The sequence below is a fragment of the Acidimicrobiales bacterium genome (genome assembly GCA_025455885.1).
GTDB lineage: Bacteria > Actinomycetota > Acidimicrobiia > Acidimicrobiales > Acidimicrobilacustridaceae > Rhabdothermincola_A.
This window is the reverse complement of sequence record JALOLR010000001.1, coordinates 260,122-277,773: the sequence shown is the minus strand read 5'-3', so window position 1 is coordinate 277,773 and position 17,652 is coordinate 260,122. Positions and strand designations below refer to the sequence as shown.

At 68.3% G+C, this 17,652-nt stretch carries 16 protein-coding genes and 1 tRNA gene; 13 read left to right on the top strand and 4 right to left on the bottom strand.

All coding sequences use genetic code 11. The features are described 5' to 3' along the window. Positions 1-129 precede the first annotated feature (129 nt). Positions 130-1,185, top strand: coding sequence for a M15 family metallopeptidase (locus tag MUE36_01335; protein ID MCU0309570.1), 1,056 nt, complete (start codon positions 130-132; stop codon positions 1,183-1,185). A gap of 18 nt (positions 1,186-1,203) precedes the next feature. Here the strand turns inward: MUE36_01335 and MUE36_01330 are convergent, their stop codons facing one another. Both MUE36_01330 and MUE36_01325 read right to left on the bottom strand, forming a co-directional pair. Then, positions 1,204-1,974, bottom strand: coding sequence for a twin-arginine translocation signal domain-containing protein (locus MUE36_01330; GenBank protein MCU0309569.1), 771 nt, complete (start codon positions 1,972-1,974; stop codon positions 1,204-1,206). A gap of 74 nt (positions 1,975-2,048) precedes the next feature. Further along, on the bottom strand, positions 2,049-3,284 hold the full coding sequence (locus MUE36_01325; GenBank protein MCU0309568.1) for a hypothetical protein: 1,236 nt from the start codon (positions 3,282-3,284) through the stop codon (positions 2,049-2,051). Positions 3,285-3,398: 114 nt separating this feature from the next. On the opposite strand from MUE36_01325, the gene MUE36_01320 reads away from it, so the two are divergent. After that, a tRNA-Pro gene (locus MUE36_01320) sits at positions 3,399-3,476 on the top strand. 8 nt (positions 3,477-3,484) lie between these two features. Here MUE36_01320 and MUE36_01315 read toward each other — a convergent pair. Continuing rightward, on the bottom strand, positions 3,485-4,096 hold the full coding sequence (locus MUE36_01315) for a hypothetical protein (GenBank protein MCU0309567.1): 612 nt from the start codon (positions 4,094-4,096) through the stop codon (positions 3,485-3,487). Between the two features lie 258 nt (positions 4,097-4,354). On the opposite strand from MUE36_01315, the gene MUE36_01310 reads away from it, so the two are divergent. From MUE36_01310 to MUE36_01265, 10 genes are all read left to right on the top strand, one after another. After that, positions 4,355-5,686, top strand: a complete 1,332-nt coding sequence (locus tag MUE36_01310; GenBank protein MCU0309566.1) for a PqqD family peptide modification chaperone — start codon at positions 4,355-4,357, stop codon at positions 5,684-5,686. A gap of 123 nt (positions 5,687-5,809) precedes the next feature. Continuing rightward, on the top strand, positions 5,810-6,505 hold the full coding sequence (locus MUE36_01305) for a sugar transferase (GenBank protein ID MCU0309565.1): 696 nt from the start codon (positions 5,810-5,812) through the stop codon (positions 6,503-6,505). A gap of 43 nt (positions 6,506-6,548) precedes the next feature. Further along, entirely contained in the window at positions 6,549-7,409 is an 861-nt protein-coding gene (locus MUE36_01300; GenBank protein ID MCU0309564.1) for an ABC transporter permease, read from the top strand. Beyond that, positions 7,399-8,646, top strand: a complete 1,248-nt coding sequence (locus tag MUE36_01295; GenBank protein ID MCU0309563.1) for a polysaccharide ABC transporter ATP-binding protein — start codon at positions 7,399-7,401, stop codon at positions 8,644-8,646. Before MUE36_01300 ends, MUE36_01295 begins: the two co-directional genes overlap by 11 nt. Then, positions 8,643-10,520, top strand: coding sequence for a hypothetical protein (locus MUE36_01290; protein ID MCU0309562.1), 1,878 nt, complete (start codon positions 8,643-8,645; stop codon positions 10,518-10,520). The genes MUE36_01295 and MUE36_01290 overlap by 4 nt, the downstream gene beginning before the upstream one ends. Before the next feature lie 299 nt (positions 10,521-10,819). Next, a complete protein-coding gene (locus MUE36_01285) occupies positions 10,820-11,869 on the top strand; it encodes a glycosyltransferase (protein MCU0309561.1) in 1,050 nt (349 codons plus the stop codon). Continuing rightward, positions 11,866-12,600 carry a class I SAM-dependent methyltransferase gene (locus MUE36_01280; GenBank protein MCU0309560.1) on the top strand — a complete coding sequence of 245 codons (735 nt, stop codon included), beginning with the start codon at positions 11,866-11,868 and terminating at the stop codon, positions 12,598-12,600. The genes MUE36_01285 and MUE36_01280 overlap by 4 nt, the downstream gene beginning before the upstream one ends. A 53-nt stretch (positions 12,601-12,653) precedes the next feature. Further along, a complete protein-coding gene (locus MUE36_01275) occupies positions 12,654-13,538 on the top strand; it encodes a glycosyltransferase (protein ID MCU0309559.1) in 885 nt (294 codons plus the stop codon). A gap of 109 nt (positions 13,539-13,647) precedes the next feature. Further along, complete coding sequence (locus MUE36_01270) at positions 13,648-14,694, top strand: glycosyltransferase family 4 protein (GenBank protein ID MCU0309558.1); 1,047 nt, start codon at positions 13,648-13,650, stop codon at positions 14,692-14,694. A 66-nt stretch (positions 14,695-14,760) separates the two neighbouring features. Then, positions 14,761-15,291: a hypothetical protein gene (locus MUE36_01265; GenBank protein ID MCU0309557.1), complete on the top strand. Its 531-nt coding sequence runs from the start codon at positions 14,761-14,763 to the stop codon at positions 15,289-15,291. A gap of 20 nt (positions 15,292-15,311) precedes the next feature. On the opposite strand, the gene MUE36_01260 is transcribed toward MUE36_01265, so the two are convergent. Next, positions 15,312-16,403 (bottom strand): glycosyltransferase family 4 protein, encoded by a 1,092-nt coding sequence (locus MUE36_01260; GenBank protein ID MCU0309556.1) that lies wholly within the window; start codon positions 16,401-16,403, stop codon positions 15,312-15,314. A gap of 178 nt (positions 16,404-16,581) precedes the next feature. Between MUE36_01260 and MUE36_01255 the strand changes: the two genes are divergently transcribed. Continuing rightward, a complete protein-coding gene (locus MUE36_01255) occupies positions 16,582-17,592 on the top strand; it encodes a glycosyltransferase family 4 protein (GenBank protein MCU0309555.1) in 1,011 nt (336 codons plus the stop codon). Positions 17,593-17,652: the final 60 nt, after the last annotated feature.

The window sequence follows — 17,652 nt, the reverse complement described above, 5'->3', positions numbered from 1 at the left end:
GCGGCGACGGCCCGAACCGGCGGGGAGGGCGTGGCCCGGGCTCGGCGCCGCCGTGCCGAGATCGGGGCTGAAGTGCTGCGTCGTGCGTGCCGATCACCCCTGGAGCCGCCTCTTCTCCCGGAGCTGTCGATGACCGTGCCGTCCGTCCCCGCGTCCTTCCTCTCCCCCGCCGGCCCGCCGCCCGCTGCGGTCGGTCGCGGGCGTCGCCGTCGTCCGGCGGTGGTGATGGCGGCGATGGTGGTGGTGCTGACGCTGGTCGGCGCGGCCTGCTACCAGCTCGACGAGAACAACCGGGCCAACCCGGTGTTCGGGGCGTCGAACGGCCAGCTGGGGGCGGAGCGCCTGGTGGAGGTCGTGCCGGGCTGCAAGGTGTACTGGGAGATGGCGCAGTCGATGCGGGAGATGATCTCGGCGGCCAAGGCGGGCGGCGTGACGATCACGCCGTCGAGCTGCTACCGCGACTACGCCGGCCAGGTGGCGGCGCGCGAGTCGTGGTGCGCCCGGGGGGCGTGCCACATGGCGGCGGTGCCGGGCACGTCGAACCACGGGTGGGGTAAGGCGGTCGACTGGCGCGAGGGCTCGGCGCCGATGACCTTCGACAGCCCGGGCTACGCGTGGCTGGTGGCCAACGCCGGCATCTTCGGCTGGATCCACCCGAAGGGCATGAAGCAGGGCGGCCCGGTGCCCGAGCCGTGGCACTGGGAGTGGATCGGTGACGGCGGCAAGCTGTTCCCCGGCCAGTACTTCGGGCTGTACAACACCCTGCCGATGAGCGGGAGCCCGATCGGGAACCTGGAGGCGGTGTGGCCGGTGGCGGGCGGGTTCCGGGTGCTCGGCTGGGCGCTCGACCCCGACCAGGTGTCACCCATCGACGTGCACGTGTACATCGGCCCGTGGTGGGGCGGCAGCCACGTGGCGAACACGCCCCGGCCGGACGTGGGGGCGGCGTACCCGTCGTACTCGTCGCAGCCCCACGGGATCGACGTCACCGTGCCGGCCGATCCGGGCGTGTGGGAGGTGTGCGTCTACCCGATCGACAAGGTGGCGCCGGGCACCAACGTGCTGTTGGGCTGTCGCACGGTGACCGTGCCCCCGCCTGCGGGGACCGCTGCGATCTCGGTCCCGGATCCCACGACAACGCCCACGACCTCTCCCACGACGTCCGCGGTCGCGGCGCCCGCCTGACCGAGCCGGCTCGAAGGCCTATCGGCAGAAGCCGATGTCGCCGATCCCGATGATCATCCGGGTTCCGTCCTGACCGGCTGGGATGGCGTTCCTGTAGACGAGGGTGAAGCTCGTGACGGCGCCACTGAGGAAGAAGTCGACGTATGATCGGGTCTCCAACTCGTTGCCCACGATGTCGCCGAGGAACGGCCCCGCTGGGGTCCCGGACACGCCGCCTCCCGGAGCCGTCCCGGACACCGTGGCCCCTCCCGTGGCCGTCACGCTGACCGAGTCTCGGTAGTTCTGACCGTTCCCATCGCTCGTCGTGTTGCGATCGATGTCCCAGACGCGAAACTCGACGTTGAAGACGGGTACCGAGAACACGAAGGTGGTGGTCCAACCCTCGCCGCCACCGGCAGTGCCGTCGGCGTCGTTGAGATCGAAGTAGAACACCGGGACGCTCGGGACGCCGACCCCCGTGAGGACGGGGACTCTGATGGAGGCGTTGCCGGTGTTCGGGCTCGGACTGCCGATCGCAATGTTCGACGCGGGGGGAACGGTCAGTGCGACAGCGGGATAGGAGCCGGACGCCGGCCATGACAGGGTCCGCCACTGTGGTGGCGTCAAGGCGTTGTTCAAGGTCGATGCTCTGAGCACGCAGCTGGTGCCGGCGAAGGCCCGGCTGGGCGTCAGGATCTCCGGAGCGGCCCAGAGACCACCGGCGACGGCGGCGGTGGCTCCCGCCTTCACGAGGAACCGCCGTCGGTCCACGGCGTCCATGTGATTGGCCACACCTTCGATCTCGGACATCGGGGAACCCTACAACGCCTATCCCGGCTCCCCCTGCACCCCAGGGTCTCGCGCCGGAAAAGGGGCCGGACGACTCACGCTCCCGGTGGCGTCCGTGCTTCGGCACGGCTCGAGGCGAGCAGGCCCAGCCCCACGTCGCACGCGGCAGGGAGCGGCACACGGCCCAGGCGGACCATCGTGGTCCTCGACGACCACTCGACCAGCGCCTGGAGCAGCTCGCCGCCCGACGGCTGATCGAACGGCTCGCGGAACGCGTGACGGAGGACGGTGGTCGCTCGTGCCTCGGGGCCGTCGATCGGATGCGGGCCGGAGGGTTCCGGATCGAGCACCAGGACGGCGGCTGCGGTGCCACCGGTCGACGTCGGGCCGAGGGAGGGCGCGGGGAGCGGAAGCTTCTCGACCGGGTCCTCGCCGCCGACCTCGGGGGGTGGTGCGATCCCCAGCAGCCGCCGGCTCGTCGACGAGAGGTCGATCGGCTTCGGGAAGGGTGCGACCCCACCGGAGGGGAGGCGGACGACGGCCACCTCGTCGGTCAGGTAGCTCGCCCCGCGCTGGACGAGGGCGGCGGTCAGCGTGCTCTTGCCTGCGCCGCTCTCCCCGGCGACGAGCAGCACCCTGCCGTCGAGCTCGACGGCCCCTGCATGGAGCGCGACGGCGGCTCCGCTCACGGCTCGGGCGAGCGCGTTGAGCTCGAACACCACCTGGCGGAGCAGCTCGTCCCGATTGGCGGCGCGGTGTCGTCGGCGGCCGTCGACGAAGAGGCGGAACGGCAACTCGGCGCGACGTGAGCGGACGGTGGCGATCTGGTGCTCGGGCGGCTGGCTGGTCTCGGCCTTCATCGACGCGAGGGCTGCGGCGAGGAACCGGCCGTCCCCCGGGTCGTCGCTCACGAGCTCGGTCGTCGTGGCCCCGGTCGCCACGGTGCAGGCCGGCCCGCTCCGGCCGGCCAGGGCACCCCGGATCTGTGCGAGCCGGCGGGAGCGTGACGGAGCGATGGGCGGCGGTGCGGGTCGGGGGTTCGCTGTCGTACTTCGGGCGTGGACGAGGAGGCCCTGGTCGAGGAGCTGCCGAACGGTTCGCTGCACGTAGGGGAGGTGATCGTCGGCAGATCCCCCGATGTCTTCGGCCATCTCACGCGCGATGTCGGAGGGCCGGAGCGGGGGGCCGACGGTCGACGTCCACACGAACGCCGCACCACCGGAGAAGGTGAACGTGGATCCGGCCATGGAGTCGAGCAGGAGGAGCGAGTCGCCGGCGATCGCCGACTGCAGGTGCTCAGGGGGCTGGACCAGCGGATCACCGTCCGACATCGTGGCGACGCTAGACGCCGCTGCGGCGCCGCCCATCCCGCCCGTGGGCGAGTTGGATCCGCGTCCGGCGACGGATCAAGGGGTGCTTCGGCGGGCCGGTACGCTCGGGCGGTCCGGGGAGTGGCGCAGCTTGGTTAGCGCGCCTGCTTTGGGAGCAGGAGGCCGGGAGTTCGAATCTCCCCTCCCCGACCATCGCTTCGTCAGCAGGTACCGACGGTCAGCGTGATGTTGTCGACGGTACCCCTGGCGAACAACCAGAAGCCTGTGGTCATCGTGACGCGGAGGCTGACCGCCCCCGGGGGTATGGGGCCACTGGCCGATTGAACTGTGTTGCTCGCGATGGTGATCGGGGAACCGACGGGCGTTCCGACGCCACCTGGGGTGCTGTAGAAGGTGACGGTCACCGACGAGGGGCTGCCGGGCGCAGTGAGATTCGCCGCGAGGGTCAGGTCGACGGGGGTCTGGCTGGCGAAGCGAGCAATGCACTCCGTGGTGAAATCCGGGGGGACGAATCGGGCCGAGCCCTGCGTGAAGAAGTTGGACGTCCGGAACACCCCGCCCACTGCCTCGATGTTCGCCTGGTTCGTCCAGCCGACCAGAGAAGTCCCGTTCCCCACCGCAAGGGGGATCAGCTGGTTGGCTGGCGGGAGGCAGATGTTGCAGCCGGCGGGGCTGGCGGCGGCGGGGGTGGCGCCGAGGGACAGCACGGTGGGCGTGACCCAGAGCGCGCCGGCGCCGACGGCGGCGCCCTTGAGGACGGTGCGGCGGGACGGACCCGGGTGCGGGGGCGCCTCGGGCGTGGTCTCGGACATCAGGGGGCTCCTACGGGGGATCGGACGAGGCCCTGCAGCAGGGATGCTAGACGGACTGCCGAGCCGGTTCGACTCTTTCCTGAGTAAGGATTCGTGGGTCGCCTCCCGGCGGGTGGACCGGCTGCGGCCGCGCCCGTCAGACTCGCCGGCGTGTGGGACCGGCTCCGGGATCGTCTGCGTGGTGGCCCGACCTCCGCCGCCGCCCCTGACGGCGCACGCCGGGACCCGCCGTGCGTCGGCTGCGGCGACGGGACCGGGGTGCGTGCCTTCTCGCTGAACGAGCCGCTCCGGCCCCCGGGGCCGACGGACGTGCTGGTGCCCAACCCGCACCCGTTGCGGGCCGTGGTCGGCGATCGCCTGGTGGTGTTCGACCGGGCGACCTCGGTGTGCCACGTGCTGAACCCGAGCGCCGGGCTGATCCTCGACGCGGTGGACGGGCGGCGCAGCGTCGACGACCTCGTGGCGCTGCTCCACGACGAGACCGGGGTGGACGCCGACCGTCTGCGCGCCGACGTGACCGACGCGTTGACGTCGTTCCGGGCCGAGGGCCTGGTGCACCCGGCGGGCAGCCACGCGCCCCCCGAGCCTCCCCCGACGCGCTCGCCCGGTCAGCCCGACCCGGGCGACCCCCGCGCCGCTCGCCGGCAGCGGTGGGCCCCGACGGTGGAGCGCCTCCTGGCCCGCACCGACGGGGTCCACACGGTGGGCCCGGTGGGGCTGGCGGGCACGACCCTCGTCGTGCGCACGAGCGACGAGGCCGTGGCCGCCGCCACCGAGGACCTGTTGGCCCCGCTCCCCCGCACGCCCCCGGGCGACGGGCAGGCGCCCGGCGACGACGACGAGGCCGATCCCGACGACGCCGAGCACACCGCATGGCTGGTGCCGCCCTCGTCCGGGGGGCGGTGGCGGGTGGTGCTCGACGGCCAGGTGGTGTCGGCGGCGGCCGACGGGGCCGAGGCGCTGGAGACGTTGATGACTCAGCTGAACCTGGTGGCCATCGCCGGGTCGACCGGTCGGGTGCTGTGGCATGCCGGGGCGGTGGAGCGCGACGGCCGGGTGGTGGTGGTCGCCGGGGAGAGCGGGCGCGGCAAGAGCACGCTCACCGCCGCGCTGGTGCAGGCCGGGTTCGCCTACGTGACCGACGAGCTGGTGCTGCTCGACCCCGGCACCGGCCGGGTGGCGCCGTATCCGAAAGCGCTGGATCTGTCGGTGGACTCCCAGCGGTTGCTGGGGCTCGAGCCGGCCGGCGACGAGCGGGTGGCCAAGGAGCGGGTGGTGCCGACGCGGCTGGGGACGGTGTCGTCGGGTGGCACCCCGACGCTGCTGGTGCTGTTGGGTCGGCCCGACGGTGCCGACCCGGAGGACACGCCGGTGGCCACGCCCCTCGCCCCGGTGGACGCCCTGGTGGAGCTGTTGCGCTCGACGTTCGCGGAGACGTTCGCGGTGACCGGCGCCCTCGACGTGCTCGCCGCGCTCTGCGAGACGGTGCCCGCCATCGCGCTGCCTCGGATGCCGGTGGACGACGCGGTGGCGGCGGTGCGCACCGCGTTCGAGGCGGCGACGCCGGGGGCGGGGGCGCCGGCGGGGTGACGTCCGGGAGGACGTCGCGAGAACTCTCCGTTACAGGACCCGGGAGTGGCGTGCCGATGCCAGGGGCACGGCTACTGTCGGCGACGGGAGCCCAGGACCCCCGCCCGGGAACCAGGAGACACGGTGAGCGCAGTCGAGAGAACGGCGGTGGAGAGCTCGGCACCGTCGGTCGTCCCGTCGGTGCGCCCGGTGCTGCGCCGGCCCCCGAAGCGCACGGTGCGGCTGTGGGTGAAGCGGCTGTTCGACGTGGTGGTGGCGGCGGTGGTGCTGGTGGTGCTCTCGCCGCTCTTCGCCGCCATCGCGGTGATGATCTGGCTCGACGACGGCGGACCGGTGATCTTCCGCCAGACCCGCCTGGGGCGCGACGGGCGGCTGTTCACCATCTACAAGTTCCGGACGATGGTGCGCGACGCCGAGCGGCGCAAGGCCGACCTGGCCCACGTCAACGAGCGTCGGGGCCCGCTGTTCAAGGTGGCCGACGACCCCCGGGTGACCCGGTCGGGCCGCTGGTTGCGCCGCACGAGCCTCGACGAGCTCCCCCAGTTCGTGAACGTCCTCGAAGGGACGATGAGCATCATCGGGCCCCGTCCGGCGTTGCCCGCCGAGGCCGCCCAGTTCCCCGACGAGCTGCGCCGCCGGGAGCTGATGCCCCAGGGGATCACCGGGCTGTGGCAGCTCGACGGGCACACCGACCCGGACTTCGGCAAGTACACCGAGCTGGACCTGCGCTACGTCGACGAGTGGACGCTGCGCATGGACCTCGACATCTTCGTGCGCACCCCGGCGGTGCTGTGGCGGCGCTGCTTCGGCCCCCGGTGAGGTCGTCGACCCCGCGCCCTCCCGGTCGTAGACTCCAGGCCTCGTGTCCAGCGATTCCGTGACCGCCTCGGTGGCCCCCCCGCCCCTCATCACCATCAAGCCGCGACGCTCGTGGCTGCCCGCGTCGCCGAAGGAGCTGTGGTCGTTCCGCGAGCTCACGGTGCGCTTCGCAGCGCGCGACATCACGCTGCGCTACCGCCAGACCGCCCTCGGGGTGATCTGGGTGATCCTGGTACCGCTGCTGGCGGCAGGGATCCTGACCTTCGTGTTCGGCGGGGTGGCCGACCTCCCCAGCCCGTCGCCCGACGTCCCGTACTACGTGTTCACCCTGGCCGGCATGGTGGCGTGGACGGCGTTCAGTCAGGTGACCAACCGGGCCAGCGGCTCGCTGGTCGGCAACGCCCAGCTGGTCGGCAAGGTGTACTTCCCCAGGCTGTTGCTGCCGATCTCCACCGTGCTCTCGACCATGGTCGATGCGGTCGTGTCGTTGGCCCTGTTGCTCGTGCTCCTGGGGGTCACCGGGGTGCGCCCCGGTCTGGGGTTCATCACCTTTCCCCTGTGGTTCCTGATGGTCGTCGCTCTGGGCCTCGGGATCGGCCTCGCCGCCGGGGCGCTGATGGTGCGCTACCGCGACATCTCCTACATTTTGCCGGTCGCCGTGCAGTTCCTGCTGTTCGCCAGCCCGGTGGCCTACACGCTGGCCGACGTGCCCGCCGACGCCCAGTGGCTGATCGAGCTGAACCCGCTGACGGGCCTGCTGGAGGGGATGCGCTGGTCGCTCATCGGCACCCCCCGGCCGTCGGCGGCACTGGCGGCCTACGCCATCGGCGTGTCGCTCCTGGTGCTGGCCGTCGGCACGGTGATCTTCAGTCGCATGGAGAGGCAGTTCGCCGATGTCATCTGACGTCGCCATCCGCGTCGAGGGCCTGGGCAAGGCCTACACGATCCGCCACCAGACCAACGACCACGTCACCCTGGCCCAGGTGGCGTTGGAGCGAGCGAAGCACCCGTTCCGACGCAACGAGCGCGAGGACTTCTGGGCGCTACGCGACGTGAGCTTCGAGGTGAAGCAGGGCGAGGTGCTCGGCGTGATCGGCCGCAACGGCGCCGGCAAGAGCACGCTGCTGAAGCTGCTCACCCGCATCACCGGCCCCACCGCCGGCCGCATCGACCTGTGGGGGCGGGTCGGGTCGCTACTCGAGGTCGGGACGGGCTTCCATCCCGAACTCACGGGGCGGGAGAACGTGTACCTGAACGGGTCGATCCTGGGCATGAGCCGCAAGGAGATTGACCGCCAGTTCGACGCCATCGTCGACTTCGCCGGCGTCGAGAAGTTCCTCGACACCCCGGTGAAGCGCTACTCCAGCGGCATGTACGTGCGCCTGGCGTTTGCCGTCGCCGCGCACCTCGAGACCGAGATCCTTCTCGTCGACGAGGTTCTGGCGGTCGGCGACCAGGAGTTCCAGAAGAAGTGCCTCGGCAAGATGCACGACGTCGCCGTCGACGGGCGCACGGTGCTGTTCGTCAGCCACCAGCTCGCCTCCATCACCCAGCTCTGCGATCGGGCCATCCTCCTCATGGACGGTGCGCTTGCGTTCGACGGTGCAGTGATCGAAGCAGCGGACGCCTACATCGGATCGATAAGGACCGACCGTCCGCAACAACGACGCCGCAGCCCTGAGGCAGTGCTTCACATCGATGATGTTGTCGTGGTCGGGGATCCCGACAAGGCCACCTCGCCCAAGGGGGTGCGGTTCACCGTCACCCCTACCACGGAGGCGACCGCTCCCTACTTCGTCTCCGCCCATATCGTCGACAGCAAGGGCACCGTGATCGCCCAGTGCGACTCCCGCCTCATCGGCCTCTGGCTCGAACCCTCGGAGACCCATGTTGTCACCCTCCGAATGGTCCAACCCTGGCTACTACCCGGCGAATATCGAGTCGACCTCTTTGCATGTAGCCCTGGAATCGTTGACGCTGTCGAGGGTGCCGCTCATTTCCGTGTTGGACCCTCAATTCCGTTCCCGGGCGACAACATTCAAGAGGCGCTCGCTTCGTCCACAGTGCTCCCGGACTTTTCGTATGTGTCTCAGACCATAGACCCCCTCCCCCGGCCAACGTCAGCAAGGTCGGGCAGTTGACTCGCGTTTCCCGGATCTTCGACTGTTTCACATTCTCGACCGAGCTCGACCTCTTGGAGTTCCGGCTCGACCATCTTTCCTCTGTCGTTCACCGGTTCGTGCTCGTGGAAGCCACCCGAACCTTTAGCGGCCTAGCGAAACCACTCCACTTCGAAGAGAACCGCAATCGCTTCTCCCGTCACGTCAACCGAATCAACCATGTTGTGGTAGAGGATCTCCCACCTCCGATCCCTGATCGCTGGGCAGCTGAGAGGTTTCAGCGCGACGCGATCCTCAGAGGCTTGGGTGACGCAGACCCAGAGGACATCGCGATTATCGCCGATGCTGACGAGATTCCCGATCCGAACATGCTCGAGCATCTTCGGCTCCGTCCTTTCGATACCGCGGCTCTATCGCAACGGTCATGCTTCTGGCGTGCCAATTGGGAGCTCTTCGATCCCTGGACCGCAGCCCGAGCCTGTCGAGTCGGAGCGCTCGGCACTCCAAGTGAACTGCGGGCAACCATCCCCGCCTTGCATCTGGCTGACGCGGGCTCCCACTTCACCTATCTGGAAGAGGCGCTATCAGTCGGCCAGAAGTACGCATCCTTCTCTCATGCGGAACTCGACCGCCCCAGACACCGTTCCGAGACTCATATCTTCAACATGAGATCGCTCGGTATCGTACCTCATACTGGCGAGAGCGTGATTGTCCGCTCGCCAGAAAGCCTCAATCCAACGCAGCGGGCACTCCTGGCGACAGCGCCTCGGTACTTCGACTTCGACTCACCGGAGGGTGCTAGGCAACAGCTGGGCAGATTTTGGCGCAGAGCCCGGACCTCAGACTGGCTTCCGAAACAGTGGGTTGACGGAGGAGATAGGGCCCTAAAGCGCGTCATTGAACACGTGCCTCTTGGAAAGCCGACGAGGTCGAGCCCCGGCCGTCCGCGCTCACCGGAAGTCGATTTCATGCAGGCCGGCAAGGCGGCGCACCTTGCAGGCGACCGAGAGATCGTCCCGGAATCCCTGGCCGACAAGGTCGGGGTGATTATTCTGGCCTATCGGGATAGTCGGCTAGCGACCCAGCAAGCTGACTTGCTGGTCAATGAGGGGTTCTCGGCATCCCAGATCGCCATCATCATCAGTGCCGCTTCCTGCCCCTCACCCCCGCGGACGGACTACCAAATCTGGTCGTCCGACGTCAACCTCGGCTACTCCGCTGGGATGAATCGCGGACTGGAATATGCTGAAGCGCACAACTGGCAAGTCACCGTACTCCTCACCCACGACGCCTGCATCTCACGCACTGCACTTCTCGAACTCAGCGCCGCGATCATTCAGGAGCCCGGCCTGGCGCTGATCGGCCCGGTGCTCTTCAGTCCAGAGGGCGATTTCTTCAGCGGCGGCGGCGGATTTCACCGAGGCGGGGCGTTCCACTTTGGAACCTACGACTTCGGTCTTCACGACGTCGATTGGCTCGATGGTGCCGTGCTCGTCGGGAGGACGGGCGCGCTGATCGAGATCGGCGGGTTCGATGATCGCTTTTTTCTTTATGGAGAGGATGTTGACCTCGGCCTCCGACTCAGGAGCAGCGGCTGGCGTGTCGCTGTCTCGGGTGACCACAGAGCCAGCCAACGGGCTGGTGGACAGGATCCCGAACGTCGCCGAGTAACCGCGTACCTGTCGACTCGGAACATGTTGGAGACATACCGGAAGTATGGGGGCCAAAAGTCAGCACTCGATCTCGCGCTCCGGCAGTTACATCGGGTCGTGGTGGGACCGGAGCCGGCGAGCGAGAAGAGAGCATGCCTGCGCGGCATGGCGAGCTACGCGCTTCGGAGATTCGGACCCCCACCTATGCGACTGAGCGCCGGCTCGGGCGTGGTCGTCACGTGAATGGTCAAGAAGCGGTTGCGCAGTCTGCGATCGGGCGGGAGCCATCCGTAGGCATCGCCATCTCAGCGCCCCACAGCGAAGCACCTTTCGAGAAGACGGTCGGGGCCAAGAGCCACAGCCTTCCGGTGGTCATGCACTTTCCAGGGCCGTACTGGGCCGGGGAATCTCGCCAATACCAACTCAGCCAGCATTTGGCCAGGCATCGCCGCGTCATCTACGTGTGCGCTGACGACGCTCCCGCCGACCCTCGCCTCCACCGACTGAGGCCCCGACTACGGCTCGTCGGGCAGGTCGGTGGAGTGGAAGTCGTCCCGCAGTCATTGAGTCGCGGGTACGAGGCGCTCCGCAGGAGGCGACCCGGGGTCGCTGCCCTGTTGAACGACCGGAGTCTGGATCGGCTGCTTCACACGATCGGTGTCACGTCGTACTGGACCTACACGATGGGAGCTTTCTCGGATTGGGCTAAGGCCAGGCGCGGGGTGCTCAGAGGCATCGAGGTGATCGACCCCATCTTCGAAGGTGACGCCAACGCGGTATGGAAGACGACAGCCCGGGTGGCCCGCATGGCAGATCTCCTTCTGGCTACAGCGCCGAGCCTCGTCGAGGAGCTTCAGCGACGCGGGCTTGCTGCCGGGCTGCTCCCAAACGCCGTGTCGGACGCCCTGATCGTCAAGAACCGGCCTGCCCCTGCTGGGCCCCCTCTCGCCGTCTACGTGGGCACCGTCGACTGGCGCTTCGACGCCTCCCTCTTGGCCGGAGTTGCTGAGCGCCTTGCTCATTGTCGGTTCGTCATCGCCGGGCGAGTGAACTCCGAGGCAACCGTTGCCGCGCTACGACTGTTGCCCAATGTCGAGGTGAAGGGCACGGTGACCGAAGCGGAGAAGATCGCTCTCCTCAGCTCCGCCCACGTCGGGTTGGTCCCGTTCGTCGCCGGGCCGATCAGCGACGGCGTGAACCCGACGAAGGTCTATGAGTACAGCGCCTACGGGCTGCCCGTGGTCGCCTTCGACTCTGCGGCATGTCGCGCCCTTTCCCCGCCCGTCCGCGTCGCAAAGACCGCCGACTCCTTCTCCGCAGCCATCCAAGAGGCGCTGACGGAGGGCACACGTTCGACTCCATCCATACGCTTTGCCCGCGCCAACACTTGGGAGCACCGGGCAGACGAACTCCACAGGCTGATGCTGGAGCGGGAGACCGCACCATCCAACACTCGAGCCTCGACCTCGAGTGGCCGATTCGCCAAGGAAGCGTCGGCTTTCCCCGTCTGGGCCGAGGAGGGCCATCGGTCATCCTCGCCTGGTAGCCGGTCACCCGCTCGAACCCGATCTGCCGAGGACCAGCCCAAGTGAATGGAAGCTACGACGATGACTTCTACGCAGGCCTCGCAGGGAGCGCTCGCGCCTCGGCTTCGAAGGTGCTCCCGATCGTTCTCGAGTTCGTCTCCCCTGCCCGAGCGATCGATGTGGGGTGTGGCACTGGGGACTGGCTCAGCGCCCTTGCCGGGCTCACAGCCTGCGACGTCATCGGCCTCGACGGCCCGTATGTACCGGCTGAGCTCCTGGCCATACCCCGTTCCTGCTTCAGGCCTACAGACCTCACCCGACCACTCACCGTGGATGAGCGCTTCGATCTTGCGATGAGCATCGAGGTAGCCGAGCACCTTCCACCCGCGAGAGCGCAGGGGTTCGTCCGCGAGTTGACTGCCCTCGCCCCAGCGGTCCTCTTCTCGGCCGCAATCCCTCAACAGGGTGGCGTCGAGCACATCAACGAACGTTGGCAGAGCTACTGGATCGACGCCTTTGCCAGCAACGGATTCGAAGCCTGGGATGTCGTCCGACCCGCACTCTGGCACGATCGAGACGTGGCATTCTGGTGCCGACAGAACCTCTTCCTCTTCGTCGACCCGAGCATCCACGGTCACCGCCCGAACTTGTGGCCCATCATCGCGGACGCCGTACACCCCCAGTTGCTGGCCACGGAGTCGCCGGGCATGCGTGAATTGCTCAGCGAACTCCCGGCTGCGATGGGCCGTTCACTCACGTTCCACCTGGCCCGAGCTCGTTCGAGGCTTCGACGATGAGCGTGGCATCAACGGTGCCGACCCGCGGGGGTGGGCGCGTCGAGCCCAGATCCGTGTCAGTCGTGATCGCGACCTACAAACGGCCTGAAGTGTTGCGTTCGTGCCTCGAACATCTCGAGCTCCAGACGGCGACCCCGCGGGAGATCTTGGTCGTGGACGCCTCACCCGACGATGAGAGCCGCTCCGTCGTCGCCACGTTCTCCAGTGCCAGATACACAAGGAACGACGAAGGAATGGGCACCCTGCCGCGATCGCGGCAGATCGGTGTCGCCGAAACGGACGGGGACGTCGTCGCGTTCCTCGACGACGACGCCTTTGCCGACCCGAACTGGCTGGCCGAACTCGCGGGAAGCTACGGGGCCGGAATCGGTGGCGTGGGCGGGCAGGCACGAAATGGCCAACCCGGCGAGGAGGTCGAAGGCTCTGACCAGATCGGTCGGTTCTTCACCGACGGATCTCTCACGGGGTTCTTCGCAGCGGATCCTGGCGAGGAGATCGAGGTCGACCACCTCATCGGGTGCAACATGTCGTTTCGCCGCGCCGCGCTGGAGGACTCCGGCGGGATCCCAGCCTGGCCTGCCGGGGTATCGGCTCTACGCGAAGACCTCTACGTCTCGCTACGCGTTCGCGACGCCGGCTGGCGCTTGGTGTTCAACCCACGTGCCGGAGTGCGCCACATCGGCGCACCGCAAGCAAAGGGGCGCCGGTTCGATCTGAGATACGACTTCAACGGGAATCGAAATCACATGTTCGTCCTCGTCGCCCACTTCGGCCCGCGCTCGCCGGTCCCGTGGCGCTTCTGCAGGACGCTCGTGGTTGGCCGCTCAAGGGCACTTGTCGGCGCGGCGAGTCGGCTTCTTGCAGTCCCCGTCAGCATAGGTATCGGCACCGCGAAGGGGCTCGCCTACCGCAAGAGTCGGCGAAGTAGACACCAGTAGGACCCGTAACCGACATGCGGTTGACCCCACCAGCGCTAACTGGCCGTGCTGAGATCTACGGCTTGCGTTCCCCCATGCCTTGGCCTGTGGCAAGCGGAAGACCCTGCCGGTGAAGATCGCGATCACCAGCCTGTACCTACCCGGCTCGAGCAAGATCGGTACCGGCTTCCAGGTGCACCACTTCGCGAATCACTTGGTCAAGCGGGGCCACGAGGTCACCGTCTTCAGCCCCGACCTCCCTGGCGAGGAGGCTCGCTACACGTACGCCCACGTCGACCCCGGGACGTCGTTGCGGACCTTTCGGTTCGCCTGGCGACTACGGCACGTCGACTTCTCGGGATTCGACATCCTGCACGCCCACGGCGACGACACGTTTCTTGCAGGCCGACCACGCCCGGCCCACGTCAGAAGCATCCACGGTTCGTGCTTCGCCGAAGCCCGCCGGATTCCCGGGGCGAAAGCGAAGACCCGGATGGGACTGCTCGGCCTCGGCGAGGTTGCATCCACTCTCATCGCCGATCGTTCCTATGGGGTCTCCGAGGCCACGAAGCGCGTCTATCCCTGGATCGACGGGGTCATACCGAACGGCGTCGAAGTCCCGGACCCACCGCCCGGCCGTGCGCCTACCGCCGTGCCAACCATCCTGTTCGTCGGTACCTACCTGAACCGCAAACGCGGAAAGCTGCTGACCGAACAGTTCGCTTCGGTCGTCAGGCCCAAGCTTCCCGATGCGCGCCTGCTGATGGTCTGCTCCGATGCCCCCGAGCAGCCGGGGGTCGAGGTGCTCGGTCGCGTGAGCGACGCCGAACTCGCCGATCTTTACCAGAGCGCGTGGGTGTTCTGTCTACCGAGCAGCTACGAGGGCTTCGGCGTTCCCTACATCGAGGCGATGGCCGCGGGCTGTCCCGTCATGGCCACACCGAATCCAGGAGCACGGGAGGTACTCGGCGAAGGCCGATACGGGCTGCTCACCGAACCTCACAACCTGGGAACCGCCCTCCTCGAGCTGCTCGCGGATGGGTCCCGACGCGACACCATGAGCGAACTGGGGCGCACGCACGCGAAGAACTACTCCTGGGAGCATGTCCTCGACCGATACGAGAGTGTCTATGCCGAGCTGCTCACCCACCCCCCACGCCGGTGTGCGGCCCCCTGACCTATGGCGACGGGTCGCTGAGGAGAGAACGAGAGCATGGGGCCCCCAGAGATGCGACGAGGCGACGTGACACGGGATCTGATCCGATCCGACGCGCTCGCCAACGGAATCACCAGCCCCCTGCGCACAATGCTCAGCCTCGTCACGCTCGCCCCGTTCTGGCTGATCGTCCTTCACCGGGTCGCCCATGGTCTGCGGCAGCGCCGGGTCCGTGTGCTCCCGGGGATCCTCCGAGCCCTCGGACTGCTCATCTGGGGAGCCGACATCTGGCCCGATGCCACCATCGGATCACGCCTCCGCATCGCCCACACCTCGGGGATCGTGATCGGTGACGCCGTCGTCGCCGGCTCGGATCTGACCCTGTTCCCGGGTGTGGTGCTCGGTGGGAGCGCCAAGCTCAGACCGGAGTGGGGAAGCAACCAGCCCCGCATCGGTGATCGCGTCACCGTGCTCTCCCACGCAGTCGTCGTCGGCGGCATCGACATCGGCGACGACGCCGTCATCGGCGCCAACGTCGTCGTCCTCGACGACGTTCCAGCGAATCACATCGTTCGCAGCATGCCCACCGTCGCCACACCCCGTCGCTCTACGACCTAACTCAGCCGAGCACCCGCTCGTCAGTGGCCAGCACCGGAGTGACCCAGCCGCCTCTCACCATGACGACGAAGGGCGTCGGAGTACACGGCCTGGTACTCGTCGGCGATGACGGACCAGTCGAACGACGCTGCCCGCTGTCGACCGACCTCGCCGAAGTCCGCGGCCTGCACAGGGTGGTCGTGCATCCAGCGAACGGCTGTGACCAGCGCCTCGGGATCGTCCGGGGGAACCAGACGGCCGGTCTCACCATCCGCAACGAACTCGGGGACGCCCCCGACCGCGGTCGCGACCACCGGCTTCCCTGCCGCCATCGCCTCGAGGCTCACGATCCCGAAGGGCTCGTGGCGCGACGGCAGCACGAACAACGAGCTGGCCCGGAAGCACGCAACGGTCTCTGACCGGCCGAGGGCACCAGTGAACGAGACCCGGGCGCCCAGCCCGAGACCTTTCGCTCGATCGACCAACGAGCGGTGCTCAGGCCCATCGCCGACGATGATCAGGTCCCAGGAGAAGTCCTGCTCGCGCACGAGCTGAGCAAAGGCATCGATCAGCACGTCGAAGCCCTTCTGATGGACGTGGCGCCCCACGGCCAGGACGTACGGACGTGCCGGCTCGTCCACCGGCGGCCCGTCGAACTCGGCGACCTCGACCCCGTTGTAGAGGACGCTTCCGCGATCACCGAGGTCGATGCCCGACCAGGCCACCGCCTCGTCGAGGGTGTGCTGGGAGCACGCCGTCACCGCATCGGCCGAACCCATGAGGTCGAGCAACGTCGAGCGGAGGAATGCGGAGCGCCCGTACACGTTGGTGGCGTCCATGGTGAGCTCCCCTTGGAGGGTCACCACGAGCGGGACGTCGAGCCGGCGCGCCGCCTCTGCCACGAACCAGGCCGCCGGGCTCACGCACTGGATATGCACCAGCTGCGCGTCGACGGACCGCAGGTGAGCGACGACCTGGGCAACAGCACCACGGCGCGACGCCCGGGCGAGCGCACGATGGCGGGCCCGTCCCTCCGGGGTCCGGAAGAGGACGCGACGCACGGGCACGCCCTCGATCACCTCCGACTCGGCCAGCGATTTCGGCCAGCGCATCGTCACGACCGTGGGCCTCATGCCACGGGCGAGTTGTTGCCCCGCCAACTGCCTCGTGAGCTCCTCGACTCCCCCCTTGTGAGGCGCGAATGAACTCGGGGCGATGACGACGCTGACGGGTCCGTCCTGTGCACTGCTCACGTGGGGACCGCTTCCACCTCTCACCGGGGCCGCAGGCGCCAACACTAGGGTCGCAACGATGGCGGCCCAGGCACCGACCCCAGTCCTGGTGATCTCGGTCAGCTGGAGCCCCATCCTGCAATTGAGCGATCGGCTCACCTCCGACCCGGCCATCGCCATCCGTCCCCGTGACAGCGACTGGGGCCTGCACGGCTGGCGCAAGCGGCTCCACCACGTCACCTCCGCCATCCGGGTCCTCCGCAACGCCCGCCATGCACAGGTGCTGGTGGTCTGCAATGCGGCGATCGACATGCTCGTCATCGCCGGACTGCGATGGCTCATCGCACCCCGGCTCAAGCTCGTCGCCGTCGACTTCCTCACACCAGCCCCCAGGCGGGGCAACCGGGCCCTTCTCCGGCTCCTCTCGAGGTTCGACCGAGTCCTCTGCATCCGCTCCGCGGACATGGACACGCTCCATCGAGTGTGCGCGGTCCCCCTGGATCGTCTGGCGTTCATCCCCTTCCCCGCCGACCCGCGCCTGCTGTCCGTTCCGACCGAGGACGATGGCTCCATCTACTCCGGCGGCTTCGCCCACCGGGACTGGCCGACATTCATCTCGGCGATCGAACTACTGCCCACCCCGTCGGGGCCCGTCCACCTGAGCAGTGCGGCCGCGGTCTCGGTTCCCCCGGCGATGGCGGACCGGATCACCCTCCTCGGGGCCCTCTCCCCCGACGATGCCCGCGAGTTCGTTCGCCGGGCACGGGTCGTGGCGATCGTCAACGAACCCACCGTCCTCCCTCACGGCCCCCTGGTGCTCCTCGATGCGCTCGCCCTCGGCAAGGCCGTCGTCGCCACCAGGACATCAGGCGTCATCGACTACGTCACCGATGGCGTCAACGGCATGTTGGTAGAGCCGCAGGACCCTGCGGCGCTGGCACGGGCCCTCACGAAAGTGCTCGGTGACCGAGCACTCCGAGAAGGGCTCGAACGAGAAGCCCGTCGCAGCTGCCGGGAGTCGTTCACCGCCGACCGGTTCGCCACCACCCTGCTCTCGCACATCGAGGAGCTCGGAATCGAGCTGCGCTGAGATCGGACCAAGCGAACAGACACCTGCCAAGCTCTCGTGATGTCGACCTCAGATCGCCGG

What these genes read in the sequence shown, in the direction of transcription:
- MUE36_01335 (MCU0309570.1), top strand. Translation starts at nt 130, where the DNA reads ATGACCGTGCCGTCCGTCCCCGCGTCCTTCCTCTCCCCCGCCGGCCCG.
- MUE36_01330 (MCU0309569.1), bottom strand. Translation starts at nt 1,974, where the DNA reads ATGTCCGAGATCGAAGGTGTGGCCAATCACATGGACGCCGTGGACCGA.
- MUE36_01325 (MCU0309568.1), bottom strand. Translation starts at nt 3,284, where the DNA reads ATGTCGGACGGTGATCCGCTGGTCCAGCCCCCTGAGCACCTGCAGTCG.
- MUE36_01315 (MCU0309567.1), bottom strand. Translation starts at nt 4,096, where the DNA reads ATGTCCGAGACCACGCCCGAGGCGCCCCCGCACCCGGGTCCGTCCCGC.
- MUE36_01295 (MCU0309563.1), top strand. Translation starts at nt 7,399, where the DNA reads ATGTCATCTGACGTCGCCATCCGCGTCGAGGGCCTGGGCAAGGCCTAC.
- MUE36_01260 (MCU0309556.1), bottom strand. Translation starts at nt 16,403, where the DNA reads ATGAGGCCCACGGTCGTGACGATGCGCTGGCCGAAATCGCTGGCCGAG.
- MUE36_01255 (MCU0309555.1), top strand. Translation starts at nt 16,582, where the DNA reads ATGGCGGCCCAGGCACCGACCCCAGTCCTGGTGATCTCGGTCAGCTGG.